This is a genomic window from Fulvivirga marina (assembly GCF_016775155.1).
GTDB classification, from domain to species: domain Bacteria; phylum Bacteroidota; class Bacteroidia; order Cytophagales; family Cyclobacteriaceae; genus Fulvivirga; species Fulvivirga marina.
This window is the reverse complement of record NZ_JAEUGD010000031.1, coordinates 233724-259989: the sequence shown is the minus strand read 5'-3', so window position 1 is coordinate 259989 and position 26266 is coordinate 233724. Positions and strand designations below refer to the sequence as shown.

The window sequence follows — 26266 nt, the reverse complement described above, 5'->3', positions numbered from 1 at the left end:
AATTAAATGATACTGGTAAGGCAGCGTTTACCTTGGCTTACCCTACGTTGAAAATGGCTGTTGACATTTGGCAACAAACGGGAACTGAGGGGTACAATTTCTTTCAGGTATTACCTTTATATAATAGAAACAATATTGCAGTTGAACCGGTAAAGTGCTCTGTAAACGTTTTTAATAATGAATTTGGACTCATAACTCTTGCCCCTGGAGCTATGTTATGTCTTGCTTTTGGTATAGAAGCTAGTAACAAATTTTCTATGCCAGATTCTTTAATCAATTTACAAACAAACAAAAAATGTAATGAACCTATCGACCATTGACATCATTATTTTCGTTGCCTATGGCTGCCTGATCATCTTTATTGGGTTTTGGGTCAGTCGGGAAAAAAAGGGGCATACCAAAGATTCCAGCGATTACTTTCTGGCTGGCAAATCACTGCCTTGGTGGGCCATCGGAGCATCTCTGATTGCCTCTAACATTTCTGCAGAGCAATTCATTGGCATGTCAGGATCTGGCTTTGCCCTTGGTTTGGGTATAGCCACATACGAATGGATGGCAGCACTTACCCTGCTGATTGTAGCCAAGTTTTTTCTCCCCGTGTTTTTAAAGAAAGGCATTTTTACATTGCCACAGTTACTCGAGCAGCGTTACGATGGGCGGATAAGAACGGTACTTGCAGTGTTCTGGGTGTTTTTATACACTTTCGTTAACCTTTCCACCGTGCTCTATCTTTCATCTTTAGCCCTAACAGTTGTGCTGGGCATCACCATGTGGCAATCAATTATAGGCTTGGCAGTAATGGCCGTAGCTTACTCCATCTATGGAGGTCTGAAAGCCGTAGCCTGGACCGACGTTGTGCAGGTAGTCTTCTTGATTTTCGGTGGGCTGATCACCACTTACCTGGCACTTGATGCGGTTAGTGATGGTGCCGGAGCTTTAAAAGGCCTTTCTCTTCTATTTGAAAAGGCTCCTGAGAAGTTTGATATGATCCTTTCACCGGATAACCCTTTTTATAAAGACCTTCCGGGAATATCTGTGCTTGTAGGAGGAATGTGGATTGCAAACCTGAGCTATTGGGGATGTAATCAGTACATTATACAAAGAGCATTGGCGGCTAAGAGTATTGGTGAGGCCCAAAAAGGGTTGGCCTTTGCGGGGTACCTTAAATTACTCATACCTATGGTAGTGGTGATCCCTGGTATTGCGGCTTTTGTGTTAGGTGCCGATATTCAAAGGTATGATGCTGCTTACCCGTGGCTGTTGGCCAACCTGGTACCTACCGGTATCAAAGGGTTGGCTTTTGCGGCCCTGATCGCAGCGGCCCTGTCTTCGCTTAGCTCCATGATGAATAGTACCGCTACGATCTTTACCATGGACCTTTACAAACCATCACTCAAGAAAGAAGTTTCTGAAAGCCATTTGGTCACCGTTGGCCGTATCGTAGGTCTGCTGGCCATGTTTACCGCAGTAGTTGTGGCTCAGCCTTTATTAGGAGGTGAAGAGCAAGTATTCCAGTTTATACAAAAATATACAGGGTATGTCAGCCCTGGCATTGTGGTGCTGTTTATGTTTGGCTTGTTTTGGAAACGAGCCTCAGCAAGTGGAGCATTGTGGACAGCCATTGCCTCAGTACCGTTTAGTATCATTGTTGATCTTGTGTTTCCGTCCATGCCATTTCTTGACCAAATGGGCGTAGTGTTTCTTATGCTTTCTGCATTAATGGTTGTGGTTTCTCTCAGTGCCGGTAAGGTGTCCCCGAAAGCCATTAATCTGGAGAAAGGACTCTTCTCAACTTCACCCTGGTTCAACGCTTCAGCCATGGGTATCATGTTAATACTTGCAGTTTTATACATCATATTTTGGTAATGGAAGCACACGAAATTCAAAAAGCATTTATAAATATTTATGGCCAGCCGGATTTATTGGTGAGATCTCCGGCAAGAATCAATCTGATTGGAGAACACACAGATTACAACGGTGGTTACGTACTACCGGCGGCAATCAATAAAGAGACTTATTTTGCCATATCTGGAAATGGCACCCGGACCTGTAATGTCTACTCGACGTACTTCGATGAAACAGCCACTTTTGATCTGGATAATATTCAACCATCAGACAAGTCATGGGCAAACTATATCATTGGAGCAGTAGACCAGATCCAAAAGAAAGGGTATGACGTCCAGGGTTTCAATATCGTTTTTGGAGGAAATATCCCCATCGGGGCAGGCCTTTCGTCATCGGCATCGGTAGAATGTGGTCTGATCTTCTCGGTAAATGAGCTGTTCTCATTAGGTATTGATCCATTAGAGATCATAAAAATGGGACAAAAAGCGGAGAACGAGTTTGTGGGCGTGCAATGTGGTATTATGGACCAGTTCATCAATGTGATGGGTAAGAAGGATAATGCCTTGCGGCTAGACTGTCGGTCTCTGGAGCATTATTACTTTCCTCTAAAGCTCGATGACTACTGTATTATGCTCTGCAACTCACGCGTGAGCCATTCCCTGGCTACCTCTGCTTACAATACAAGAAAAGAAGAATGTTTTCGTGGGGTGGAGGTCATTAAAGCACATTATCCTGAAGTTGAGAGCCTTAGAGATGTTAAGCTTACGATGTTACAACATCTGCTTTCCGAACTTGGGGAGGATGTTTTCAACCGGTGTGAGTTTGTTATTGAAGAAAATTTACGCGTACTAGAAAGTTGTGAGCAGTTACAAAAAGGGGATTTAGCGGGTTTTGGTAAAAACCTTTATGATTCGCACTATGGACTTGCTCTGAAATATAAAGTGAGTTGTCCTGAACTGGATTTTCTCATAGGATTTACCATCAACAAACCTCAGATCGTTGGTGCCAGAATGATGGGAGGAGGCTTTGGTGGTTGCTCCATCAACATTGTAGAGAAAGCCTATAAAGATGAGTTTGCCCAGGCTATTAGTGATGCTTATCAGCAGCGATTTGAGATCAAGCCTGAGATTTATGAAGTAGCGTCTGCCGCTGGTACCAGTGAGCTTTTTATTTCAGAACATATAAACAACTAAAGGCTCATGACGAATGTAACCAAACTAAATACCACTTCGCATAGAAGGTACAACCCTTTAACAGGTGAGTGGCTGCTGGTATCTCCTCACCGGGCGAAGCGGCCGTGGCAGGGTAAGACAGAGAAGAAAGAAGGTAAATCACCAGTGCAGTACGATCCCGGATGTTACCTGTGTCCAGGTAATGAGAGGGTTGGAGGTGTAGCAAATCCGGATTACAAAGAGGTCTATGTATTTGACAATGATTTCCCTGCGCTGCTTAGCGATGTGCAGGTTTCGTTTGAAGATGACCTGTTCACAGCCAAATCAGAACAGGGCATATGTCGGGTCGTTTGCTTTTCACCTGATCATGGCCTGACGTTATCTCAAATGGCTATTGATGATATTAAAAAGGTGGTAGACATTTGGGTGGAGCAATATATGGAACTGGGAGCCAGGTCCGAGATCAAATATGTTCAGATCTTTGAAAACAGAGGTGAGATGATGGGGTGTAGTAACCCCCATCCTCATGGCCAGATCTGGGCAACGGAGAATGTACCTAATGAGCCTGCAAAGGAAATGGTCATGCAGCAACAATATTTTGAGAGGCATGGCCGCACTTTACTGGGTGACTATCTCAACAGAGAACTACAGAAAAATGAGCGCATAGTAATAGAAACAGATCACTTTGTTGTACTGGTTCCTTTTTGGGCAGTTTGGCCTTTTGAGACTATGATAGTGAGCAAAAGGACAATATCGCATATGGGTGAAATGAGCGAGGAGGAAAGGGAAGATTTTGCCAGAGCACTCAGGCAGATTACCCAGACCTATGACGGATTATTTGAGGTGTCTTTTCCATACTCTTCCGGTATTCACCAGGCACCAACTGATGGTAAAGAGCATCCGGAGTGGCACTTTCATATGCATTTTTATCCGCCATTATTGCGATCAGCAACTGTTAAGAAATTTATGGTGGGTTTTGAAATGTTGGGTACCCCTCAAAGGGATATAACCCCAGAGGAAAGTGCGCAGCGGTTGATAACCATTTACCAGTCATTTCAATAATTAGGACTGGCTGGCCCCCTGAAGGAAAAACTCATTGTATGGGTGAGAATCAGGTTTGGGTAATATAAATCTTGATGTCGCTTGCGGAGGTGCTTTTTACGCGATAAGATTAAGGTAGGTGAAGAAAAGTGGTTCGTACTGACGCAGAGTCCTCTACAAGCTCTACAAGAGACTCTGCAGGGAAGCAATTCTAAAAAAGTTGGCATTCCATATTTCTTGCACGGCCCTAATCCTCCCTAGGGAGGTGGCCGCAGGCTGGAGGGTGTTCTACGTCCGGATCCAGTCTCCATAACGGCACTTTACTAGTTAGAAAAGCACCTCTGTAGTTTTCTCAAAGGGACATTTCGGCCTCACCATATCAGATTGCAAATATTTGATTAAGTTTGAAGATCTATAGACTGTAATTTTTAATTCTATTTAGATGAAAACGAGGTTTGTTGATTACTATTTTTCAGCTGGACTCAGGTGGACGTTGGCGCTGGGGAGTGCAGTATTGATCATCTATAACCTGGTTAATAATAAAACAGGATTTTTTGACCTTATTTTGGTGGTGGCAAACCTCATTGCATTTTCTACCAAATATGATTTAACGGTTGATAATGATAAAAAAGAGATCAACGATTCGTTCAAATTCCTGTGGATCAGTGTGAAAAAAGATTTGGTCAATTTTCAAACCCTGAATAGAATAATAGTCCGTAAGGAGAAAAATGCCTACATGGCAAACTCAAGAAGTAGATCAAGACAGGTGAGCTATAATGAGTATATCGGATCACTTGAGTATGACAATGGGAAGACCATCGAATTGTCAAGAAGCATTGACTACGATTCTTTTACAGCTGAAATGAAATCTGTAGCCGGAAAATTGAAACTGGAGATTGTCTCAGACAATTGATCTATGCCTCTTTCAAGCTACGGGCTTACTGTCAACTACAGATGCGCTATCAATAGCCTCAATAGCTCCAATCCGGAGGCTGTTTCCTACAATGCTCAATATTTTCACACCATGGAGACCAATGAAATAGTTGTTAACTGTTTACCGCTTTAAACACCCCTATAATCCCCTCATGGGGATAGTTAGTGTCGTAGAAATATTCAAAATCCAGATTCTTTACACCTCGTTCACTGTTTACCAGTCAACTGTCACTTCTTCGGTCTCCAGTCCCCCGACTTCGAACTTACTTATAAGAAGCCCATTACCAAATACCGATCACTAAAATACTAAATCACACTCCAGGTCTCTACCGGTTCAAACCTGCCTTTGATGTGTACAGCTTTGAAATCAGGCAATACATCAGGTTTGACAGTGAGGTTTTCATAGACTTCTCTGGAAACCAGAAGCTGAACACCAAACTCTTTCGTGAGCTGCTCTATTCTGGCAGCGGTGATTACCGGGTTTCCGGTTATGGAGTATTGCTTGCGACGCGCATTGCCCACATTGCCTACCACCACATCTCCGGCATGTAAGCCTATGCCTACGCGTATGGCAGGTAAGATATTTTGTTCAGCACGGATTTCTAATTCACGGATAATCTCTTTGGAAGCTTCAAAAGCATTGTCGCAGTCATGTTCGGTAGAGACAGGGGCACCAAATGTGGCCATAAAACCATCTCCGAGCAACTGATTGATCACGCCATTGTGTTGCTCGATGATATCGATCATGAAACCAAACACATCATTTTGAAACTGGATGATCTCTTCGGGCGTCTTGTTTTCTACAAAAGGAGTGAAATTTCTGATATCCAAAAACATAACGCAGACAAAGCGCTTATCGATCCTGTCACTTTCAGCCGTGGTAATGAGCGCATCCGCTACCGCACCGGAAACCTGCTGGCCCAGCAGGTTTCTGATTTTCTTTTCTGCTTCTGAAAGCTGATCCTGGGTGCTTTCCAGGTCCTGATATGCAGATTGCAGCCGGTTATGGTTACGGCGTTTCATGTTATACATCAGCCACAAGGCTATGGCCAGTGCACCCAGTAGTGAGGTGCCAATGATCAGCATGTTGCGAAACCTTGCTTCCTGCTCCATGGCAGCTTCGTTTTCTGAGAGTCGCATGCGCTGAATTTCTTTCTCCTGTTGCAGCAGTTTGATCTCGCGCTCCTTGTTTTCATTGTAGTTGATCTGCTCCAGCAAGGCGAGTTCTTTTTCCTGTTGCTGCTTTTCATAGGCACGCTGAAGCGCCACATATTCTTTATAGTACTCCAACGACTTTTTGAAGTCATGCTGAGCCTCCATCTGATCTGCCAGCCGCTTGAACTTATCCTGAGGAAGTTCGGGAGCAGCGAAGTGAGTAATGTTGGTCTTTTTGTCCAGCGCAGAAGGGGTGAGTTTGGACACTTCCTTTTCTATCGTTTCCAGCTGTGCAATACGTTTCTTATTCATCATTACCTGCAACGTATCTTCTTTGATCCCTACCTGATCATTGATCTTTTCATAGTAGTTGATAGCGGTGTGATACTGGCCACTTTTTTCGTAGAGAGAAGCCACATGGTTCATATAGAAATAAACCTCTTCACTCTCCCCCTGATCCTTGTACTGGTTGATGGCCTTTTCGTACTGCTCGATAGCCTTTACATAGTTGTTGTTTTTTTCATGGTAGCGGGCCAGCTTGAGGGTGGTAGACAAGCTCATGTTTTCCGTAGCAGATGAGACCTTGTTACCAAGGTCAATGTTTTCCAGATTCTTCTTCAGGAAGGTACCCACTGCCGTGCGATCGTCCGTTTTATCTTCAAGCTGCTCCAGGTAGGCCAAGGTTTGGCTGGCCTTGTCATTGTCCATCAGGTCAATATCCGGAAGTACTTTATCCAGATACTCTTTGGCCTTGCTATACTGTTCCCGATTGTAATAAGCCCTGCCTAAATAGTAATGAGAGACCGGCTTCAGAGAAAGCTCGTCTTTCGTGATTAGTTTATTGGTGCTATGGATAATGTCTTCAGCCAGTTCATTGGCTTCTTTGGCATACTTCAGTTCCTTTTTATCGCCGGTACTGTGGAGATGTTCTATTAGCCTGTGCAGGGTGATCAGCTTTTCTTTGCCATGCTGACCTGAAAGTGCGGATTCCAGCGAGTCCCTTTGTTGAGCGAAAAGGGAGAGAAACGAAACAAAGAAAATCAGGATAAGAATGGCTTTCATGTCAGAGACATTTTACGAGTAAAACGCCTTTTAAGTTCTGTATACGCGGGTTTATTATTTGAGTTAATAATATCAGGACATACCCAGACTTTCTTCACCCACTTTTATCCAGGTAAAAAAACACCAGACATAATCGATCTGCCAGAAGGCAGCGTACTCCTCTATTTTTTCACACTCTTCAATACTTATCCATGGCAAAACTTTCGTGTTGATGATTAAAATATAGTGATAAGTATTCTCCTTGTTGAAATCAGGGATCTGCTCAAAACTTTCGACCTGCTTAAAGTTTAAATCCAGATTGGACGAAGGCCATAATGAATTAAAAGCAGTCAGCTGTTCCGGGGTAAGATCCATGTTACTGACTAAGTTGACATGCGTAGTCCAGCGGTAGGTATTGTAGCTGGAGTGACTGTCTTCTTTAATTTTATGGACCAATGCATTTTTCCCAAAGACAAGAAAGCTTCCATAGTATGCCAGTATTAAGCTTAGAGAAATTATGAGCAATTTCTTTTTCATAGCATTGTATAAAGAGTCAATTCGCGAATCGCGAATTTTAAATAAATACTACCTTTGACTTACTGTCTCACCTTCGCCATAGCCCTCACCGGAAAGGTACCTACACCTTTAAATTTAGGAGGTATTGCGCTGAAAGTAAAGCCATCATTGGGTAGTAATTGCAGGTTGCAAAGATGCTCTACGATCAATATTTCTGCCCCCAGCAAAGCGGTATGTACAGGCCGACTGTTACCACTGGTATCGTCAATATTCAGAGAGTCGATACCCACAAGCTTTACATCACAACTGACCAGGTACTCGGCAGCCTCTTGGGTCAGGAATGGATTGCCTTCGAAGTAGCTTTCGGTATTCCAGTGCTCATCCCAACCCGTATGTATAAGCACGGCACGGTTTCTCACTTCATAGTTTTGCAGGTGCTCTTTCGTAATCGCTTTGGCCTCGGTATAGGGTACCCGGATAACGATGGCTTCAAGATCAGTAAAAGCTTCCAAAGTAACTTCAGACAAGTCTTTGCCATGTTCAAAACGGTGGAAAGGACAGTCGATATAGGTCCCCGTATTGGTGACCATCTCTATTTTTCCAATCTGGAATTGCGTGCCTTCTTCATAAATATCTTTAGAGGCCTCACGACTCAGGAAATCACAAACTATGGGGGCAGGCAGACCTTTATAAGTTACTAACCCGTCCTCTATGGTATGGCTAAGGTCAATCAGTACCGGTTTCCCCGTGTTTTGGTTGATAGGTTTTCGTTTGTGAGGCTCCGTGATAATTTCCTTGTTCAGAATTCTGGTTTCACCGACCATGAGTAACCTCATATCTTTGGTGATATAATCAGCCAGCTCCTTGTCGCTGATGTCATCACCTGCAATATCCAGCCTGAAGTCTTCACCTTTAATGCTGCCACCATTGGTGAAGAAGAATTCAAAATCAAATTTTACTCTTTTGTCCATTGTTTTTGGTTTAAAGTAAAGCGTGTTGAAGCAATATAGTCATTGATCTATGTTAATCTATGCCAGCTTTCCTGATCTAATGCGGCTCAGTGACTCAGCATGTATGCCCAGAAACGAGGCAATATGATACCCGGGAATACGATCTTCAATATTGGGGTACTGATCCAGCAGATTCAGATACCTTTCTTTGCTAGAAAGTCACTTTCCCGCTGACATTTTTTTATAAATTCTCTTTCGAAAATATACTTCCCCAAAGCATACCAGCAGGGGTTGATCTGATAATACCTTTCCAGCAACACCTTAGGTATCTCCATAACTACAGCCGGCTCCATCGCCTGTATATTGAGTGAAGTTCGGGTATCCAGTAAAAAGCTGGTAAAAGCCCCTGCAAAACTATTTTCAAAAAAGAACTCGGTATTTGTTTCGCGCCCTTCAACCTGAAGAAAAGTGCGGAAGGCTCCCTGATTGATGAAGTAGATATTAGAACATTTATCTTCGTCCCTGACCAGAAAACCTGATTTCGGCATCTGTATGACCGACAGGTTTTGGACAAAATCTTCGATCTCAGCGGTGTGGTTGCCTATGATGTTCTGAAGAGTACTTTTTATTTGAAGATCAGCTTCATTTCGGGTCATGGTCAAAAATACTTTTCTTGAGTAAGAATGTCACGGGTTATAAGTAATATCAATAATAAAAAGAGTTGGTGGAAGCTTGAATTAACTCGCCATAATTAGGTGTTTTTGCCCAATTTTATAGGTGAAAATACCTAATGGCAGATAGTGAAAAACTCTATTCTGTACCACCAGCCCTGTTTTCTGCTTTCATACCTCACAAGAGCCCCAAACTTTATTTGTCAATTCATTATCTTGAATAAACTGCCAAAGTGCAGATGGACATAAAATTTTCGAATTGGGTGTCTTTCGGAAAGTAATTTGTGACGTTGGGAAAGTTTGTTGGGGTGGGGGTGGTGAAACTGGTACATTGAGGATGTTTTAAAAACTTAATAATTATGGACTTAATTTTCTACGGAATCACCATTTTGGTTGTAGCATTTTTGCTATTTCTTCTGTTGCGTGCAGTTATGTTATGGTATTGGAAAATTAACACAATAGTTCAAAATCAGGAAGATCAGAAGCAGTTGATGAAAGAGCAGAATCGTTTGTTGGAGCAAATCTATTTATTGCAAGGAGGACATAAAATAGAATACTCAAAGGACTCTGCTGAGGAGATTGCCAGGAAGGCGAAATTGTTTGATGAGTCGCAGGGGTAGTAGGATACGTTGAATAGCAATTTACATAGATGTTGAAAGACATCTTGAAAGGTAATTTAATATAGCAAACTCTCGTTTAGTTCATAATTCGTGATATATTGAGCTCATGAAAATACTTGATAGGTTCACGAAACTAATCCCTACAACTGGATTTAAAGTAACTCTAATCCTCCTTAATGTTCTATTGATAATTGTCTCTGTAATATTCTTAAGTAGCTATTTTGACTTCAACCAAGAACGAATTCAAAGTATTTTTAATTTATTAAATGCTCTCTTGTTAACCGTTGCTGCGACTATCGGTTATAGATCATTCACCCTCTCGAAAGAAAAGCGAAAGGATGAAAGGAGCGAAAAAGTAAAAAAACTCACCTATGAATTAATCAATAACATCGACAGACCAATATATAAATTCAAAACGAAAATTAATTCAAAGGTTAAATTTAGTGTTAATAACTTCATTTTTAGGTTGGACAACATCAAATCAAGGCACCTTGATTACATAACTGAACATTCTACAAACCAAAAGCTAGTGATTAATTTGAAAACTAATGAGGAGAAGATATTTCTTACTGCAGAGGACTATGATGATGAAGCTATAAAATTGTTTTTAGATGCGGAGAAAAAAATTAGTCATGAGCTTTTCCATTTTTTGAATGCACTTTATAATGTACAAGTCAAAGCGCACAGTTTGCTAAATTATATAGTCAAGGAAGAAATGATTACACATGAAGATAAGGAGGAGTTAATTCTTTATGTACTTAATCGGTTCTTTAAGGAACTAATACTGTTTTTTGTACAAAACCATAGAGGTACAAACAACCTAGTATTTTTTAATTACACAGATCATGATGAAAAAATTATCTACTATGATGTGTACGATGAGATAAAGAAGCGGTTACTTCCTTTTGAGGACATAAAAAAGATATTGGGAAAGTACCGATACCTGTTAGTCACTTTTTGCGAAGCTTATCTAGGCTTATGGGAAATAGAGTATAATGATGTGATAAATGATAAAAGGAAGTAGAGAGGAAGTTGCTCACTTTGGCTATCAAGGTGATGAAGACCGATTCTCCCCCTGGTAGCGTCCGCTACGGACCCAGCATATACTTGAGCGTCCGCTCAATTATTTGGTAATGAATCATCGCTCTATTATGACAACATCAATGAATTAGTCCGTGCGTACACCCTATTTCATCTTAACCTGTAGGACCGCTACGTTTAACTACAACCAGTTGGATTAAATCACTTTTCCTTTGTAGGATATAAAAGCTCTCTCACGTCAACATTTAGTACTGAGGCAATCTTGATAAGAGTTTCAAGGGAAGGTTGCATGTCATTGGTACACCAGCGAGAAACAGTCGTTCTATTTTTCTTTACTTTTTCAGCCAGCCATTTGTTGGTTCTGTCTTGCTCAGCAAGGACTACACGTATTCTGTTGATTTGCTTTTTAGAGGTCATTTGAATCGTATTACTATATTTTAATAGCGATACAGTCAAATTTAGTTCATTTCAATGTCGTATATAATTCATAGAATTAAGCTATATTTGCATCGTATTACATAATATATATTATGCATTAAGATGTAATGACTATTTAATTTGCATTTAATAATTAATTAAATTTTTTTGAAATGGATAGAAAATACTCTCAGGAGGAGATAAATCAACTTCTTTCACTACAGCTTGAGAACCTGAATGCTACGCACAATTTGCTGAGTTTAATGAAGCTTCAAAATGAGCTCTTAGTTCAGGTAATTTCCAGATTAAACCAACTGGATAGTTAAAAGGTATCCCCACCTGGTCATAGCATCCGCTACTGATCCAGCATAGTCTGGGTGAACACCTTATCTTATTTTAGGTCATTCGGGGGCTGTAAATGGTCAAATCTCTGATCTTGAAGAAACACAAATTAGCGTTGTCTATTATCGTCACTGCGACGAGGAACGAGGAAGCAGTCCCCTAATTATTGGTACAGAACCTTATAGGCTGATCGCTTCATTTGCAGTTCACCGTTTTCAACTCACACTGCTCAACAAATACTGTACTTTACCTGCATCAGTTAGAGAATACTGCATATCATTTGCACTCTATTGATAAACAGTCATATAGATTGTACGCCTTGCGAAAATTTTTTAATTTTTTTTACCATAATCCTGCTCAGACTCAAACTGCTGAATTACAGTTATGTTAAGTATTGAATAAGGATTTCTTTTCGGAAGGTGATTTGTGTCGGTGGGAAAGAACACTTGCAAGATAGCGGAGGAGATTGTACTTTGTGCCTGTCTAATAGTGGTAAAGGCCGCAATGGCAACGGCCAAAAACAATGTTTCAGGAAGGAAGCATTGAACTAATTCCGGATCCCCATAAGGAATTAAGAGAGTAATTAAACAAGATCAAAAAGGCATTTTATTGAGCGGGCAGTCCTAAGAAAATCAAGGGCTGGCGGTATCCGTTAGGTTTGTTTTTCGTGACCATTTTTGGTGCGGACATACCCGTGTTTTTCTTTGAAAATCCCCCATGTTTCTTAGAAGCGGGCCTTTGGTGAAAACACTAAAACCCCATATTCACTATGAATAATTTAAGAACAGATGACAATCAGAAGACTGCGGTCCATGATGGTCGGGGCTGTAATTTTGGGAATTACATGGTCTTGCCAAAAAGATGAGGCAATTAAGCCTCAGGAAGAACAACCAAATTATCTGACAGCGTCAGATATGGCAGGGATGACCCGGCTCGGCAAAAAGCTGGAAAACCCTTACGCGATCGAAAACATGAGGAAAGCTCTGGAAAACCTAAAGGCTTCAAGTCCGGACGGAAGAATTAACAGTGAAGATGTGGAGATAACAACCACCCACCTTTACATACGGTTTAAGCCAAAGACAGAAGATGAGTTGTCTATCCTGCAAAAGGATTCTACCCTCATCCTTTACTCCTATCCGCTGGATTATGAAATCGACCAGCCCGGAGATTTCTACCATGACCCCGAAGTACCGGTTGACCAGCCTACCTATCAATACTGCGCCGTGGAGGCAGACAAAAAGCTCCCTGACGGAGTCAAGTATGAATTGCTGGCCGAGCTATACATTCCCGATGAAGATAGTGACGAAGCGGATGAGAGCCATGGCAGGTTTGCCTCAGCCGAATGGGTGGAAACGCTGGTAGATGAAGCTCTTCGTATTACAGGCAATCTGGAAGAAGAGGTGATGGATAATGTCTATGCAAAAAAGAGCAAATGGAGGCCTGCGGGTAGAATAAGGGTATGGGATGGTGTAGTAGGAAGGTTTGTTCCTGTTGTTGGGGCGGAAGTTAGGGCCAGGCGGTGGTTTACCACCCATGTTGGCTGGACGAATAATAATGGGTTTTATTCAGCTCCCGGAAGGTTCAGGCGATCTGCAAATTATAGTTTAAGGTGGGAGAAATACCATTTTAGTATCAGAACAGGCACTTTTGGCCAAGCCACCTATAACGGCCCTAAGCGGCGAGGAAACTGGAATAAGGATTTTGGAAGTGCAGGAAGTACTGTGGTTTCCGACAGACATCAGTATTACGCTTTGATATTTCAGGCTGCCAGAGATTATTACTATGGAAACAGGTTTGGACTTTCCAGCCCTCCCAGGAATAGTGATTTAAAGCCCCAGGTGAAAATAGCCGCGGACATTAAGCAGAGACAAACTGAGAAGGACAGCCATGCAGCTATGTATGCAAGAACCGGAGGTGCTCTTCCTTCCATCTATGTAAGAAGATGGAATAGAAGGTCAGATAGAGTTTATGCAACGACAGCTCATGAACTGGCTCATGCTGCTCACTGGGATATGGACAGAGGTGCATTTAAACTGTTGGTGCTAGGGGCCTATGGAGCTAAGATAGAAAGTAGTGAGGCGGTGATCGAAAGCTGGGCAAGTGGGGTAGAGTGGCAGTTTGCCCAAGAAAGATATAGAAATCTTTTGGGAGTTGTAGGGTATGAGTATGGTACTGAAACAACAGATGGTGGGAACTATCAAGAACTTGAGATCAATGAAGATAGAGTCTATACATCTATTGTTGTTGACATGATTGATAGTGAAAACCAGCGATTTTCACGAAACCACAATGGTAATATTGCTTTTCCAAATGATAGAGTTTCCGGATACACCATTTTGCAACTTGAACGAGGTTTGAAGGGAGCAAGATCATGGATCGAATGGCAAAGCAATATCAGAAACCTACATAACAATAAAACGGAGCAATTTCTTAACGAGTTATTTACAAACTGGTACTAACTAAAATGAGAACAATGAAAATAATAGGTATTTGTATGGTTTTGTGTTTTCTACAAAACTGTGAGACTGAGGATCGTGTAAATAGAACTTACAGTCTCGAAAACGGCACTCTCCATGAAATCAAAATGGATTTCTATAGCTATGGAATATTTCAGCAAACACGACATATAATAGGGAAAGGGGTAATTTTTGAAGGGTATTCAGATAATGATACTGGTAAAGGCATTGCTGCTAAAGGAGCATTAGGTGCAGATTCAGTAATTGTGATCTTCGACAGTAGTAAGATTATTACATACACAAACATAAGCTTAGAAAACAGGATAAATATTCAACCTTCAAGTAGAAATATTTTATTAAATGATGCTTACGAAGTAATCACCAACGAACTATATCGATTCACCTTCAAAGAGGCTGATTACGAAAATGCAGAGGAAATAGGAGGTTAAATTTAAGCGATAAGTCCTCTGCAAAGTGATGCGTAGAGGGCTTATACTTCTGATAGTTATGAAAAAAATTGAATTAATGTTTTGTGCATTTCTAATCCTACTAGGTTCCTGTAATACTTATTGTAATGATTGCGATCCGTATACTTCTCGAGCATATTCAATTAAGAATACTCTAAATGAGAGTGTAAGAATGGTCTTCTTTCGAAACTTAGGACAACAGTCAGAGGTGATTATGGACAGTAACACGACTGAAATCCTTTATCAAATTTCAAGAGTTTCTCAAAGTGGTTTGCTATCAGTTGAACCTTTTGCTTTTGATTCACTGAAGATATTTTCCGGGTCAAGCATTTTGAATCATTTTGACCAAAGCGATAACTGCGAAATGCTTTCTAATGCTCTTTGCGAAGAGAACTTCATAAAAGTTAGTGAAGAAAAGGATAATGCCAATAACACATTTATTGAGTATAGATTGGATCTGGAGTAGCCATTTCGCTTTTCATTATCAGACGGCTTGGGTAGCCTCGCTAGATGAATTATTTAATAACGGTATTAAAATATTTAATGATGAAAAAAATAACTATTTCGCTAATGGCAGTAATACTGCTATATGGCTGTTGTTGTGATTGGGGCAAGAAAACATACTCGAGATACATGATCGTAAACGACTCTGATCATGAGTTGACTTTAAAGTCATTTGACAGGGAGAGTCAAACGCTCCAAAAAACTATTCAACTCTTAAATAAAGGGGATGTGTGGGAATTTGAAAAATTTGAGACTTCGGAGCCAGGGGGTGGATTCTTACCGCCAGAATATTTTTTTGAAGGGGATTCTATTCTTGTAGAATTTGATGCTGAAAGAGTTTTGATCTACGTGGGATCATATTCAGAACGAAACATTCTGTATGAGAACAATTATGATTTGAAAATGATAGATGATACTAACACGGTAAGCAGATTCACCTTCACCGAAGCCGATTATGAAAACGCAGAAGAAATAAGAGGATAACCCCGGTAGATAAAATTTAACCTTAAATAGTTTTAAGCTCTCTGAATACTTTACAATGAAGTCAGTCTTCTTCTTTTTACTGATCATTTTTTCCGGCTCGCTTGGTGCTCAGTCAAAATGGAACAACTACCTCGGCTTTTATTTTACAGGTGATGCTCAAATGTACTATACGGGTCTTTCCGTACAATTAGGATCAGAATTCCATTTAAAACACCATCTCTCAATCAGCCCTTATATCCATTATTTTAATAACGATAAAGGGGATGATTCCTTTGAAGTATTGTCGGCTGCTGTGCTTTTGCAGTGGAACTTTGGCAAAAAGAAAAGGTTGTATGTGGCTTCTGGCCTGGCCTTTCAAAGGGCGGTAGAAGAAGATGTCTTTTATACAGACACCATAGATCGATCCATTTTCCTACCGGCCTATCGGTTTGGACACGAGGTACCCATAAAAGGGATTGTGCTTTGTCCCGAAATATGTTTAACCGGACCTTATTATTATTATCAAACCACTGAGCTTTTTACGCTACCTTCCATAGGCTTTAGAATTTACCGGCAAAAAAATAATATTGACCATTTACCCCCGAATGTTGAAAGTGTGAGTTACTGACTCTTGTTTTCAAATTAATTAGGGTATTCTAAATAATTGCCATAGCTAACTTTTCATAGGTAAGTTTCATACTTTTTGTCTTGAAACAAAAAGTAAGCAAAAAATTCAAGCATCGCCTTCGCGTAGCTGCTATGGATGAGCAAGGGCTGTGAGCAAAATGCTAAAATTCAAAGAGTTCCACTGAAAATCAATAAACTCCCTACGGTCAAACAGTATTGATTTTTTAACCGTTCCTCTCTTTGAATTTCTTACGGCCTCCGCTGACGGCTTCTACCGTCAGCGGAACGCATTTTGCTCAAGGCCGACCCGAAAACCTCATTTATCAACTGTTTATATGATTTAATACTTCCAGTTATTAGGAAGGGCATTTTTATAATTAGAGAGAGCTAAAAAACCCGGGCATTACCCGGGCTCTTAACTCCAATGTCACTCAGAGTGCAACAACAAATTATGAGTTTATTTTTGGTTAGAAGCTGGCTTTTACTTCAAGGGAATATAATCTGCCAATGAACGGAGAAGCTGTGAACTCTCTAAACTCGGCATCGAAGAGGTTAGTTACCTGGCCTGATACTGTAAATACTTTATTGATCCTGTAGCCTAGTCCCAGGTCTACATTAACGAAACCACCCAACGGGCCATAATTCCAGGTATCTGCACTGCGGGCATTCTCTTTAATAGGCACACCGCGGTAAACAAGGTCTTGCGTTTCTGCGGCAATCTGGAAGCTGGAGAAGTAGTCATACTCCTGCACCCAACGGGTAAACAGGGTGCCAAACCACTTTTCTGAGCTATAGTTGAAACCCAGGCTGGCTTTATTATTTGGGGTATTTACCAAAACATCCAGTTTGTTTACTTTACCATCTTTATTGAAATCGTTTGCAGCCAAATCATCTTTATCAACACTGTAATCGAAATAAGAATAATTGAGTGTAGCGCTTAATTCGTCGGTTATAGCATAGGTCAGGCCAAGATCAGCACCGTAAGTATTTACTTTTCCGAAATTCACATAAGTGGCCACCAAGCCCCCGTATACACCATAGCCACTTTGTACCTGGCTGATAGGAACGCCACCTCTTTCGGTAGTCACTCCAACCACGGTAACAGGGCTGAGGAAGTCTTCAGAAATGTTGTAGTAAACATTGGCATCAATAAACAGCTTTTTAGGAGTAAGCTGGCCCTTGTAGCCCAGTTCAAAAGTCTGCACTTTTTCCACTGTTTGCTTCTCTATGGTGGTGCCATCTGCAAGAGTAAAACCTTCTGCATTACCCAGGATCAGCCCGCTGAAAAGGTCTCCGTACATGTTGAGGATGGTAGGAGCGGCTATACCCTGACCATAAGTCAGTCGCCATGAACCCAGCTCGCCCGTTCTTACTATACCCGCTTTGGGTATAAAATTAAACCCATATATTTCATGGTTGTCACCTCGGAAAGCAACTACAGTTTTTAATCTTCCTCCAAATTTTTTCTCTACCTGTCCGTAAACGCCGATTTGATCTACCTGGATGTAGTCATCTTCATTTTGATCCAGCAGATAAGTGCCTTCACTGTTGGCCAGGTCGCGTTGCCACTGGCTACCCACTACAATTTCAAATTCACCAAAAGTATTGTTGTACTGTAGCTCGGCATTGTAACGCTGAGAATCATCTATGAATCTGGCACCTGTGGCATAGGACTGTTCTCCTCTGGCTTCGGCATCTGAAAGGCCTGCATCCAGGCCTGCATAATATGCTTTGGTGCGATCGTCTATAGAGTAAGTGTCCTGAGTTTTACTGGTGCTCATATAGGCCTGAGCAAACCATCGTGGAGAAGTGTACCGAATGTGATACTGATTAACTTTCCAGTCGATGATCTGATTTCTACCTACATTAGTAGGGGCCAGGTAAGTGCTATTACTTCCGCTATAGCTAAATATGAGGTCAGCGTCTTCTTTTACGCTATAATACAGGGCAGCTTCACCTCTCAAAAAGTTGAAGTCATTGTCAAGTTCCAACTCCTCATAGCCCTCTTTAATGCCATCAGGGCCCGGGTTTCCGTTAGCATCTAACCTGTCGATATAGACCGAATCTACAAAGTCAAATTCCTCTCCTTGGGTGTACTCACCGGTTATTTTGAAAGCAAGCTTATCGTTGATCACCTGGGCGTGCCTGACCCTTGAAGTAAACATACTTTGATTTCCCGCTCCCAGAGCAATGGTTGTACCTTCTGATGTTCTGGGGTCTTTGGTGATGGTATGGACCAGTCCGTTGTGTGCATTAGGTCCGTAAAGTGCTGCATTGGGCCCGAGTATGACTTCTACACGCTCTATATCTTCTTTGATCTGTGTTGTCAGCGGTCCGAAAGGAAGTCCGGTAGCTATAAGTGTGGCATAACGGCCGTCATTGAGTTGCAGGTTTTTAGCATTGAAGTTGCTGTTAAATCCGCGAATGTTTACACCTGTTCCCACTACTCCTGACCGAACAAAATCAACACCCTTTACTCTTGCCAGTAGCTCTCCGGGGTTAAAGGAGGGTAGTTCTTCTATCTGCTTCGAAGAGATAAGCTCAATCGTGGCCGGAGATTCTGTAACTTTCTCCGCTCTTCGGGTACCAGAGATCACTATTTGGTTGCTAAGCATGAGGAGTGACTGACTTAAAACAATTTCACCAATATTCGTAATGCTATTGCCAACTTCTACCTGTAGTTGGTAATTCTCATAGCCAATATATGAGATTTGGAGGGTGTAGGTTTGTGGAGCAAGGTTGCTGATGCTAAATGTTCCATCTACATTGGTAGTAGTACCTGTTGTAGTATTTTCAATAATAATGCTTGCACCAATCAAAGGGTCGCCAGAGACATCTGTTATTTTTCCTGTGATACCGCCTTGTTGCGCCAGAGCCGGGATTACCGCCTGTAAGGTTATGAACGCAATGATCACTAATTTCTTCATAGTTGTAGGTTTTTTTAATGACTTAGGGATTAAACCTAGTCAAATACCAATACCCCTGGCATTTTACATAAAAGATACCAGGGGTTGACTTAAAAGCAGTATTGATAGGTAAATATTTTTAATTATTTTATTATCAATATGTTATGGTATTAAAAAGTGCCTTCGACTTTCTTTATTTATGCGGTTCAATATTTGAATTATCTATGGAATACTAGTTGTAACGCCCGGCATTGGGTCAAGCCTTTTGGGGATTTGATAAAGCTTTATTGTAAACCCGGCAAAGGCATAAACCACCGGACAAGATAAAGCCTGGGGGGCTGGTACGAGTTGAGGGAGAGCTGCCTACATTGATTTGAAAAAATAAAAGCGGCCAAATTTAACCCTGCCCGTCTTTAAATTCTGGTTCCGACATAAATCGGAGCAGGGAGACGATGAGGATTAAACCTGGCCGCTTACCAGATTGGGTTAACTCTTTTTATTCTAAATTGATCATGACTATATCAATCTGGTATTGCCGGTTTTTTAGCAACCGATAACATCAAAGCCTGTAGCTTTTCCGCTGGAGCCTAAGGTGCCGCTTATCGAAGCATTGACTTTGCCGTTCCAATTGATGCCTTGATATGTGCCGGAAGCACCCCAATCTGTAGTAACTGACACTGTAATAGGGCTGGTGGCCCAGGCATAGCCCCATGAGGCAGAACCTTTGTACGTGTTGGCTCCATTAGGGAGGATTTCGGCCTGTGCGCTGCCTAGCGACATGTAAGCTGTAGACCATCCGCTATGGTCATTTAGCAAGCTGCCGCTGCAGGTAGAACTGTGTGTTATTTTCACTTCTCCTCTTTTGCCACCCCAAACCCAGAGAAGATCAAAGTTCTGGATCCAGTTGGTACGTGCATTGGGGTCAATGTTGTCTTTTTTTATGGCAATAGAAGCAGCCATAGGTTCGTATACAAAACCATTTTCATCATACACATAAATAGTTGAAAACTCAGTGCCCTTGTACTTCCATTTGAAAAGCGCATAGCCCTGGCCTACCTGTAGCCTGCTGTCCATGGTTTGACGGGTAGCTTGGGTAAAGCGTCCAGAGTTACTCATTTCCTTTACCTGAAATACTTTCATTGACGACAGACTCTCGCCATCATAAGTAGCATAATGAGAGCCGGGTGCCAGGATGTTGTCCATAATGGCCTGCCTCTTCGATTCGTCTGTTATCTTCTTTGGTTTTTCAATACCGACAGGCTGCAGGTCTGCGTCAGCGAAGTTTTTGGCCCAGAATTCGAAAGTTTGATCAATCTGCTCCTGAACTTTTGCCGGAATCATGAAGTCGTCTTGTCCATCCTGAAAGAGGCTTTGACTATCGGCATCAGCAAGATCTGGTGATACCATGGTTTCTTCGTCCTGGCAACTCATCATAAATGAGAAAAGTGTTACCAGTATCAAAAGGTTTTTAAGTTGATTTTTCATTTTTTGTTGGGTTAAGGTTTAAAGTGGTCTAAAAAGAGTTAGTCACATATGTTTTAGATTTTGGTTTGCGTAATTGTGGATGTAAAGTATGTTTGAGCAGGGACTGAACGTATTTATTTAGGTATATTATAACCAAAATAATTTATAATTCCCAATTAATGGTGGGTGAACAAAACCGGTAATCTGTATGAGAATAGCTTTAACAAGATGACAATCAGTTTGATGTTGTCTCGAAAAAAAAATGTGATTTTATTTTGTCAATGAGGTGCGGAATATGACTTTTTAAGTCTTTAAAAAGATCTCTGACAAGAGCAGACTTATGCTGGTTGTTAGAAAATGAGTCTACCGTAGAGTTTATCGATTCAATCAGAGACTCATCACTCATTCGGCCTTCCATATAACGTGATACATCGTAGTACCATTTTACCGTGGGCAGATAAGTCAACTTACGCTTATCAGCCTCATCTCTTTGCAATAGTTGGTAGCGTTTGCATACGGTTATTACCTTTTCATATTTTTGCTGTAGCATGAGTGAGCGAAGGTAGGCGGTAAAGAAAATATACCACCTCTTGTTGAGTACATGGTCTTTGTTCATGCGCAAAAAGCTTTCTGCAAAAGACTCACTATCTTCTGGCTGCCCGTTGAGGTTAAGGCATTTCATGTAAAATGCTACAAAGCCAATCTTGCTATGGAAGTTATTAGAGCTTCTCATCTCAGTCATTGACTCTCTCATGAGGTTAAGGGCTTCATCAATCTTGCCCTGTCGCAAGAGTATAGCGCTGAAGTTGTTTAAATACTGTAGATGGTCGCTATTTTTTTGGCGGATGGATAGGTAACCGTACTCTTCTGCCTGCTGCGACACATCAAACTTAGAGTGGAGCATGAGCCTGTTGGCGTAGTAGTTAAAGAGAATTCTGCGGGTATAAAACTTGCCTTCTTTAAGCATTTCATCAAGGTCGTCGTACACCCCTTTCAGCTTGTCAAACTCTCTGTAGTTAAAATACATGAAAGTAAGGCGTATTACAGCCAGAAAGCGACTGTTGCCATCCAGTTCTTTATTGTAGAATATAGATTTGAGCCAGTCTTCCCAGCTATTGGATTCCGTACGGTTAGAGGCATAGTGGTCAATAATGTCTTCAGTCGCCTGGTGTAGCCTTTCATTAATGTCTCTGGCTTCTTCGTAAACCTCTTTATATTTTTTCACAAATTCATTGACCACTTTATGGTTATCATAACTCAGCCGGATGAGTAAAAAGTGTCTGAAATTAAGTGCCAGTTCATAAAACTTCATGAAATTGTAAACCGGATGTTCGTAGTTGCTGATCTTTCTTAGCAGTTCCCTTTCTTCTTTTGGAGTAATGGCATCCGTTACTACCTTTCGATTTATTTCATTGATCCATTCAAAATCAATATCTACATCGATTGCTTCAAGCCGGGTTTCGATCCATTTCTTAATGTGTGAGTATTTTCTTTTATCAATTGAAGGATCGAATGGATGGGACTTGGAACTGTCACTACTGTTTTCAGCAATCAGTTTTAAGATAGACAGTTTTTCAGGGTCTTCGAAATTCTGAATTTTCAGCAAATACGAAGCTTCATGCGGCAATACGTTTTTGGCAAATTCAGTAAACTTTTTCAGTTTCGGTTTCACAACTCATTCCTCCAGAAATTGATCGATGATATTACTCAAATTTATTGGCTTTTCAAAGGGCACCATGTGTCCACACTCCGGGATCATAACCAATTGGCTGCCAGGTATATTTTCAGCAGCTGTATCAGCGATCTCTTTTGTGGTCAGGTTTTTATGGAGTATCTGGTTAGGGATGAGGTTGTCATTCTCTCCATATACGATGAGTGTTTGCTGACTGATTTTGCCCAGTTGGTCAAATACAGGCTCATTTAACATGCCTTGTACGCCACCGGCTACAGCATTGCAATAAACCATGAAGTCAGCAGCTTCAGCCATTCTCAGCCTGTCGTTGATCATAAATTCTACGTCTGCTGGTGTTTGATAAAAGTTGAGGTCATAGTTGTACCTGACTTGTTGCTCCCTGGCCGATGCTACTGCCTGGGCAGTGAAGAAGTTGCCAAACCATTGTTGGTTCTGTTCATCAAAGGTTTCGATACCTGCTGGTGCAATTAGAATAAGCTTGCTGCCAAATTCGGGGTGCTTCAAAGCATAGGTTATGGCTACCTGGCCGCCCATGGAGTGCCCACACAGTACAGGACTGTCCAACTTAAGGCTGGTGCTGAACTTTTGTAGCACAGAAGTATAAAATGACATGGTTGAGGGATAATCTCCTTTGGAAGAACGTCCGTACCCTGGCAGGTCTACAGCTATACACCTGTATTGGGTTTTTAGCTGTTCGATCAGTTTATCCCACGAAGGAAGATATGTAGCTAGCCCGTGGATAAACAGAATGGTTTCATCACCGGCCCCTTCATCTATGTATGCGATCTTCAGGCTATCAATTTCGAGGTAATGGGTTTTGTATTTATAGGGAGTGATCAGTTCACTGATCTTTTGAGGAGGCTCGGTCTGAGCATATAAGCCAATAGCCATAAGCATAAGTAAGTTTAGAATATGGATAACTTTTGTCATGATACTGCGCTTTTAAGGGCCTTCTTGTTTATTTTTCCTGTATCGTTTTTGGGCAGGTCTGAGATGAACTCAAAATATTTGGGCACTTTATATTTAGCCAGGTGCTCCAGACAGAAACCTCTTAATTCCATTTCTAACGGGGCTTCTTCCTTTTTGATAACGATGAAGGCCTTGCCTACTTCCCCCCATTTTTCATCTTTCACACCTATGACCGCGGCCTCATTAATGGCCGGGTGTGATAATAGTACCCGTTCCACTTCAGCAGGGTAAACATTTTCACCACCGGAAATAAACATACTTTTACGCCTGTCTACTACGTACAAGTAGCCTTCCTCATCCTGCTTCATCAGGTCACCAGTGCGGAACCATCCGTCTACTATGGCGTCGCTAGTGGCTTCTGGATTATTCCAGTAACCGGCTGTAACCAGATTACCTCCAAGACAAAATTCGCCAATTTCTCCAGGTTTTACTTCCTCCCCACTTTCATTGACAAGTTTGGATTCCACATAAAAGTTGGGCCTGCCAATAGAGCCGATCTTCCGTTCAGCGTCATTGTGGTGGAGTGAGGTAATATTAGGGCCGACCTCGGTCAACCCATAACCCTGTCGTATTTTAATGCCCTTTTTGTGCCATTGATGTATCGATTCAAGGGGAAGCGCTTCTCCACCCGAGAGGAAATACCTGATACTTGAAAGGTCAGCATTTTCGAATAAAGGTGACTCCAGCATCATTTTAAGGGTGGTAGGCACTCCCCAGTAGATGGTAGCCTGTTCACTTTCCAAAAGGCTCAGTACCTGATCAGCATCAAACTTGTTCATCATACCTATGGTAGCTCCTTTATGTAACAGTGGCGTAATCAGTACATTCCATCCACCGGTATGGAAAGCCGGCATGCAATTAATGGTGAAGTCGCTGGATACCACGTCCAGACTAAGCGCCGTGTTCATGCTATTCCAAAATAACATGCGGTGGGTATACAAAGCGCCTTTTGGGAAGCCGGTCGTTCCTGAGGTGTAAAGAATGAAAAGAGGGTCGTCAAAATCTAATTCAGAATTAGGGAAGTCTGTTTTGAAATTGCGACCCTTCATTTCACCTATCAGTTTTTGAGTATTCAGAATACTGGTTTGGCTGTTGGCAGAGGCCTGCATTACCAAAGCTTGAAAGTTACTTTCATAAAGCACCAGTTTAGGCGTGCAATTGCCAATAAGGTAGTCAATTTCTTTTGCAGAAAGGCGGTAATTGACCGGGACAAGGATGATTCCGGTTTTTTGAGCTACAGAAAAAAGTGTGACATAGAGAGAGGAATGTTCGGCGATAACCATCAGCCGGTCACCTTTTTCTAAGCCGTATTCACTTTTTAAGATGTCTGCAAGTTTTAGTGCATTGTCATTAAGCTGACGGTAAGTCAGCTCTTGCTTTGTGGCATAATCTTTCAACGCAACTTTGTCAGGGCTGTAAGTTGCCCATTTACTGATCCAATCAAGGTTATGCATTTTGTGCCAGGGTCTGTCGGTTAAATGATTTACTAAAGGTAAGGTGTAAAACCACACCTGTGATCAGGGAAAATATAATAGCAAAGGTAGCAGCTATCGCAGGGTTGTTGACCGGCTCTTTCATATAGCTTGTTATTTGTCCGTAGTATACTCCAAAATGTACAAGAATGGCAACTGCAGATGATGTGAAAACCGTTTTTAGTGATACATTTTTAAAGAATGTACCGAATAATACAGGTACAAAAGCTGCTGAAAAATAGGCATATACGCCATTCTGGGCAAATATGGCTACACTTAAATTAGGGTTGACCAATTGATTGTATGATAGTCCATAGCTGGCTACAGCTAACAACAGGATAACCATGCGATTGACAGTGATCTGATTATGGTCCGATTTTAGGGCAGTGGACTTTCCGAAAATCGGTAAAATAAGATCTGTAGTGATCGTTGCACTAAGTGACTGGATTAGTCCTTCTAATGTGGATAGACCTGCCGAGATTAGTCCCAAAACTACAATGATGCCCAGGTATACGGGGAATTTGCTTACCACATATGCTGAAATTAAGCCATCCATAGGTATGGGCTGCCCATTGACTGAAAGATCAGGGAAATAGAGGCGTACATATAGTCCGGAGAATACAACAAAGAAGAAAATAACTAATGCAATGATACCTACTATAAGGTATTGGTTCACGTCTTTATCCTCTTTGAGTAGTAGCGATTTGGTAATGATGTGAGGTTGGCATACAATGGCGATGCCTATAACCACCTGACAAAATATGATCTCAAAATAGTCTCTGAAAAGGAAGCTTTCAGGGTTGGTTGCTTTAGTCAGGTTACTATCGATTTCATTAAGTTTAGCCAAAAAACCAGAGATACCATCTTCAAAAAATTCCACGCCTGAGCCCAGCAGAATAAAGGCTACTAGCAGCATGATACCGGCTTGAATGGCATTAGTGTAAACCATGGAGTTGGCTCCGCCAAACATCATATACCCAAATACAAATATTACTACGGCCATAAGCACTAAGGCAGGGTCCAGGTTGAGAGACTTGGAAAGCACTTGGGTAAGACCAACACAGATGAGTACAATGAAAGTGATCAGTAACAGGGATAGTATAGCAAAGAATATTCTGTACGATCTGCTTTCATACATTTTTCCCATCCATTGGGCCATAGTAAGTGCCTTAACGCTGCTACCATATTTTTTAAAGCCTTTGGTGAGTATGATTAGCGAACCAAATATGGCCAGGGGCATTACTATACCAAAAGATATAAACCCACTGATGCCATATAGGGCAATAAACCCGGGATTGATAATAAAAGTAGCAGCGCTGGTCATGGAGGCAGCAAGGGCCATGCCTACGGCATAAGGTGAAAAGCCCAAACTGCCCACTGCATAGTCACTGATATTTTTTGTTTTCAGCGCTCCGCGAATAACAAGGGTTAAGATCACCGTCATGTAGACAATGACCAGAACCCAGGTGCTTAATACGTGACTATCTGATGCTAAACCCATA

Annotated in this window: 24 protein-coding genes; 13 read left to right on the top strand and 11 right to left on the bottom strand. The window is 41.6% G+C overall.

What is annotated here, in order from left to right; genetic code table 11:
* The first annotated feature begins 53 nt into the window (after positions 1-53).
* The 5 genes from JMN32_RS10145 (at position 54) to JMN32_RS10125 (ending at position 4971) form a co-directional block, all read left to right on the top strand.
* Positions 54-320 carry an aldose epimerase family protein gene (locus tag JMN32_RS10145; protein ID WP_202856210.1) on the top strand — a complete coding sequence of 89 codons (267 nt, stop codon included), beginning with the start codon at positions 54-56 and terminating at the stop codon, positions 318-320.
* Entirely contained in the window at positions 301-1866 is a 1566-nt protein-coding gene (locus tag JMN32_RS10140; protein WP_202856208.1) for a sodium/sugar symporter, read from the top strand. The genes JMN32_RS10145 and JMN32_RS10140 overlap by 20 nt, the downstream gene beginning before the upstream one ends.
* On the top strand, positions 1866-3038 hold the full coding sequence (galK, locus tag JMN32_RS10135) for a galactokinase (protein WP_202856207.1): 1173 nt from the start codon (positions 1866-1868) through the stop codon (positions 3036-3038). Before JMN32_RS10140 ends, galK begins: the two co-directional genes overlap by 1 nt.
* 6 nt (positions 3039-3044) lie before the next feature.
* Complete coding sequence (locus tag JMN32_RS10130; RefSeq protein WP_202856206.1) at positions 3045-4079, top strand: UDP-glucose--hexose-1-phosphate uridylyltransferase; 1035 nt, start codon at positions 3045-3047, stop codon at positions 4077-4079.
* Positions 4080-4500: 421 nt separating this feature from the next.
* On the top strand, positions 4501-4971 hold the full coding sequence (locus JMN32_RS10125; RefSeq protein WP_202856204.1) for a hypothetical protein: 471 nt from the start codon (positions 4501-4503) through the stop codon (positions 4969-4971).
* Positions 4972-5297: 326 nt separating this feature from the next.
* Here the strand turns inward: JMN32_RS10125 and JMN32_RS10120 are convergent, their stop codons facing one another.
* From JMN32_RS10120 to JMN32_RS10105, 4 genes are all read right to left on the bottom strand, one after another.
* On the bottom strand, positions 5298-7208 hold the full coding sequence (locus JMN32_RS10120) for an adenylate/guanylate cyclase domain-containing protein (protein ID WP_202856203.1): 1911 nt from the start codon (positions 7206-7208) through the stop codon (positions 5298-5300).
* Positions 7209-7280: 72 nt separating this feature from the next.
* Positions 7281-7724: a hypothetical protein gene (locus JMN32_RS10115; protein ID WP_202856201.1), complete on the bottom strand. Its 444-nt coding sequence runs from the start codon at positions 7722-7724 to the stop codon at positions 7281-7283.
* Between the two features lie 59 nt (positions 7725-7783).
* Positions 7784-8674 carry a cyclase family protein gene (locus JMN32_RS10110; protein WP_202856200.1) on the bottom strand — a complete coding sequence of 297 codons (891 nt, stop codon included), beginning with the start codon at positions 8672-8674 and terminating at the stop codon, positions 7784-7786.
* A gap of 173 nt (positions 8675-8847) precedes the next feature.
* On the bottom strand, positions 8848-9309 hold the full coding sequence (locus tag JMN32_RS10105; protein WP_202856199.1) for a Crp/Fnr family transcriptional regulator: 462 nt from the start codon (positions 9307-9309) through the stop codon (positions 8848-8850).
* A 374-nt stretch (positions 9310-9683) separates the two neighbouring features.
* Between JMN32_RS10105 and JMN32_RS10100 the strand changes: the two genes are divergently transcribed.
* A complete protein-coding gene (locus JMN32_RS10100) occupies positions 9684-9944 on the top strand; it encodes a hypothetical protein (RefSeq protein ID WP_202856198.1) in 261 nt (86 codons plus the stop codon).
* Between the two features lie 529 nt (positions 9945-10473).
* A complete protein-coding gene (locus tag JMN32_RS10095) occupies positions 10474-10968 on the top strand; it encodes a hypothetical protein (protein ID WP_202856196.1) in 495 nt (164 codons plus the stop codon).
* A gap of 218 nt (positions 10969-11186) precedes the next feature.
* Here JMN32_RS10095 and JMN32_RS10090 read toward each other — a convergent pair whose 3' ends face one another.
* Positions 11187-11402 carry a helix-turn-helix transcriptional regulator gene (locus tag JMN32_RS10090; protein ID WP_202856195.1) on the bottom strand — a complete coding sequence of 72 codons (216 nt, stop codon included), beginning with the start codon at positions 11400-11402 and terminating at the stop codon, positions 11187-11189.
* Positions 11403-11575: 173 nt separating this feature from the next.
* Between JMN32_RS10090 and JMN32_RS10085 the strand changes: the two genes are divergently transcribed.
* From JMN32_RS10085 to JMN32_RS10060, 6 genes are all read left to right on the top strand, one after another.
* Positions 11576-11728: a hypothetical protein gene (locus tag JMN32_RS10085; RefSeq protein ID WP_202856194.1), complete on the top strand. Its 153-nt coding sequence runs from the start codon at positions 11576-11578 to the stop codon at positions 11726-11728.
* A gap of 804 nt (positions 11729-12532) precedes the next feature.
* On the top strand, positions 12533-14203 hold the full coding sequence (locus JMN32_RS10080; protein WP_202856193.1) for a hypothetical protein: 1671 nt from the start codon (positions 12533-12535) through the stop codon (positions 14201-14203).
* 14 nt (positions 14204-14217) lie between these two features.
* Entirely contained in the window at positions 14218-14649 is a 432-nt protein-coding gene (locus JMN32_RS10075; protein WP_202856192.1) for a hypothetical protein, read from the top strand.
* A 190-nt stretch (positions 14650-14839) separates the two neighbouring features.
* Positions 14840-15133, top strand: coding sequence for a hypothetical protein (locus JMN32_RS10070; RefSeq protein WP_202856191.1), 294 nt, complete (start codon positions 14840-14842; stop codon positions 15131-15133).
* Positions 15134-15237: 104 nt separating this feature from the next.
* On the top strand, positions 15238-15654 hold the full coding sequence (locus tag JMN32_RS10065) for a hypothetical protein (RefSeq protein ID WP_202856190.1): 417 nt from the start codon (positions 15238-15240) through the stop codon (positions 15652-15654).
* A 55-nt stretch (positions 15655-15709) separates the two neighbouring features.
* Positions 15710-16261 carry a hypothetical protein gene (locus JMN32_RS10060; RefSeq protein ID WP_202856189.1) on the top strand — a complete coding sequence of 184 codons (552 nt, stop codon included), beginning with the start codon at positions 15710-15712 and terminating at the stop codon, positions 16259-16261.
* Positions 16262-16727: 466 nt separating this feature from the next.
* Here JMN32_RS10060 and JMN32_RS10055 read toward each other — a convergent pair whose 3' ends face one another.
* From JMN32_RS10055 to JMN32_RS10030, 6 genes are all read right to left on the bottom strand, one after another.
* A complete protein-coding gene (locus JMN32_RS10055; protein ID WP_202856188.1) occupies positions 16728-19187 on the bottom strand; it encodes a TonB-dependent receptor in 2460 nt (819 codons plus the stop codon).
* Positions 19188-19709: 522 nt separating this feature from the next.
* A complete protein-coding gene (locus JMN32_RS10050) occupies positions 19710-20651 on the bottom strand; it encodes a hypothetical protein (protein ID WP_202856187.1) in 942 nt (313 codons plus the stop codon).
* Positions 20652-20865: 214 nt separating this feature from the next.
* Positions 20866-22302 carry a hypothetical protein gene (locus JMN32_RS10045; RefSeq protein WP_202856186.1) on the bottom strand — a complete coding sequence of 479 codons (1437 nt, stop codon included), beginning with the start codon at positions 22300-22302 and terminating at the stop codon, positions 20866-20868.
* 3 nt (positions 22303-22305) lie between these two features.
* Positions 22306-23253, bottom strand: coding sequence for an alpha/beta fold hydrolase (locus JMN32_RS10040; protein ID WP_238354413.1), 948 nt, complete (start codon positions 23251-23253; stop codon positions 22306-22308).
* The gene (locus JMN32_RS10035) at positions 23250-24746 is read right to left on the bottom strand and encodes an acyl-CoA synthetase (RefSeq protein WP_202856185.1); all 1497 of its coding nucleotides are present in this window, start codon (positions 24744-24746) and stop codon (positions 23250-23252) included. The genes JMN32_RS10040 and JMN32_RS10035 overlap by 4 nt, the downstream gene beginning before the upstream one ends.
* A complete protein-coding gene (locus tag JMN32_RS10030; RefSeq protein WP_202856184.1) occupies positions 24739-26265 on the bottom strand; it encodes a sodium/pantothenate symporter in 1527 nt (508 codons plus the stop codon). The genes JMN32_RS10035 and JMN32_RS10030 overlap by 8 nt, the downstream gene beginning before the upstream one ends.
* Between the last annotated feature and the right edge of the window lies 1 nt (position 26266).

Excerpts from the sequence above, each read along its gene's own strand:
- JMN32_RS10145 (WP_202856210.1), top strand. The coding sequence starts at position 54 with ATGGCTGTTGACATTTGGCAACAAACGGGAACTGAGGGGTACAATTTC.
- JMN32_RS10140 (WP_202856208.1), top strand. The coding sequence starts at position 301 with ATGAACCTATCGACCATTGACATCATTATTTTCGTTGCCTATGGCTGC.
- galK (WP_202856207.1), top strand. The coding sequence starts at position 1,866 with ATGGAAGCACACGAAATTCAAAAAGCATTTATAAATATTTATGGCCAG.
- JMN32_RS10130 (WP_202856206.1), top strand. The coding sequence starts at position 3,045 with ATGACGAATGTAACCAAACTAAATACCACTTCGCATAGAAGGTACAAC.
- JMN32_RS10125 (WP_202856204.1), top strand. The coding sequence starts at position 4,501 with ATGAAAACGAGGTTTGTTGATTACTATTTTTCAGCTGGACTCAGGTGG.
- JMN32_RS10120 (WP_202856203.1), bottom strand. The coding sequence starts at position 7,208 with ATGAAAGCCATTCTTATCCTGATTTTCTTTGTTTCGTTTCTCTCCCTT.
- JMN32_RS10115 (WP_202856201.1), bottom strand. The coding sequence starts at position 7,724 with ATGAAAAAGAAATTGCTCATAATTTCTCTAAGCTTAATACTGGCATAC.
- JMN32_RS10110 (WP_202856200.1), bottom strand. The coding sequence starts at position 8,674 with ATGGACAAAAGAGTAAAATTTGATTTTGAATTCTTCTTCACCAATGGT.
- JMN32_RS10105 (WP_202856199.1), bottom strand. The coding sequence starts at position 9,309 with ATGACCCGAAATGAAGCTGATCTTCAAATAAAAAGTACTCTTCAGAAC.
- JMN32_RS10100 (WP_202856198.1), top strand. The coding sequence starts at position 9,684 with ATGGACTTAATTTTCTACGGAATCACCATTTTGGTTGTAGCATTTTTG.
- JMN32_RS10090 (WP_202856195.1), bottom strand. The coding sequence starts at position 11,402 with ATGACCTCTAAAAAGCAAATCAACAGAATACGTGTAGTCCTTGCTGAG.
- JMN32_RS10085 (WP_202856194.1), top strand. The coding sequence starts at position 11,576 with ATGGATAGAAAATACTCTCAGGAGGAGATAAATCAACTTCTTTCACTA.
- JMN32_RS10080 (WP_202856193.1), top strand. The coding sequence starts at position 12,533 with ATGACAATCAGAAGACTGCGGTCCATGATGGTCGGGGCTGTAATTTTG.
- JMN32_RS10075 (WP_202856192.1), top strand. The coding sequence starts at position 14,218 with ATGAAAATAATAGGTATTTGTATGGTTTTGTGTTTTCTACAAAACTGT.
- JMN32_RS10070 (WP_202856191.1), top strand. The coding sequence starts at position 14,840 with ATGGTCTTCTTTCGAAACTTAGGACAACAGTCAGAGGTGATTATGGAC.
- JMN32_RS10065 (WP_202856190.1), top strand. The coding sequence starts at position 15,238 with ATGGCAGTAATACTGCTATATGGCTGTTGTTGTGATTGGGGCAAGAAA.
- JMN32_RS10060 (WP_202856189.1), top strand. The coding sequence starts at position 15,710 with ATGAAGTCAGTCTTCTTCTTTTTACTGATCATTTTTTCCGGCTCGCTT.
- JMN32_RS10055 (WP_202856188.1), bottom strand. The coding sequence starts at position 19,187 with ATGAAGAAATTAGTGATCATTGCGTTCATAACCTTACAGGCGGTAATC.
- JMN32_RS10050 (WP_202856187.1), bottom strand. The coding sequence starts at position 20,651 with ATGAAAAATCAACTTAAAAACCTTTTGATACTGGTAACACTTTTCTCA.
- JMN32_RS10040 (WP_238354413.1), bottom strand. The coding sequence starts at position 23,253 with ATGACAAAAGTTATCCATATTCTAAACTTACTTATGCTTATGGCTATT.
- JMN32_RS10035 (WP_202856185.1), bottom strand. The coding sequence starts at position 24,746 with ATGCATAACCTTGATTGGATCAGTAAATGGGCAACTTACAGCCCTGAC.
- JMN32_RS10030 (WP_202856184.1), bottom strand. The coding sequence starts at position 26,265 with ATGGGTTTAGCATCAGATAGTCACGTATTAAGCACCTGGGTTCTGGTC.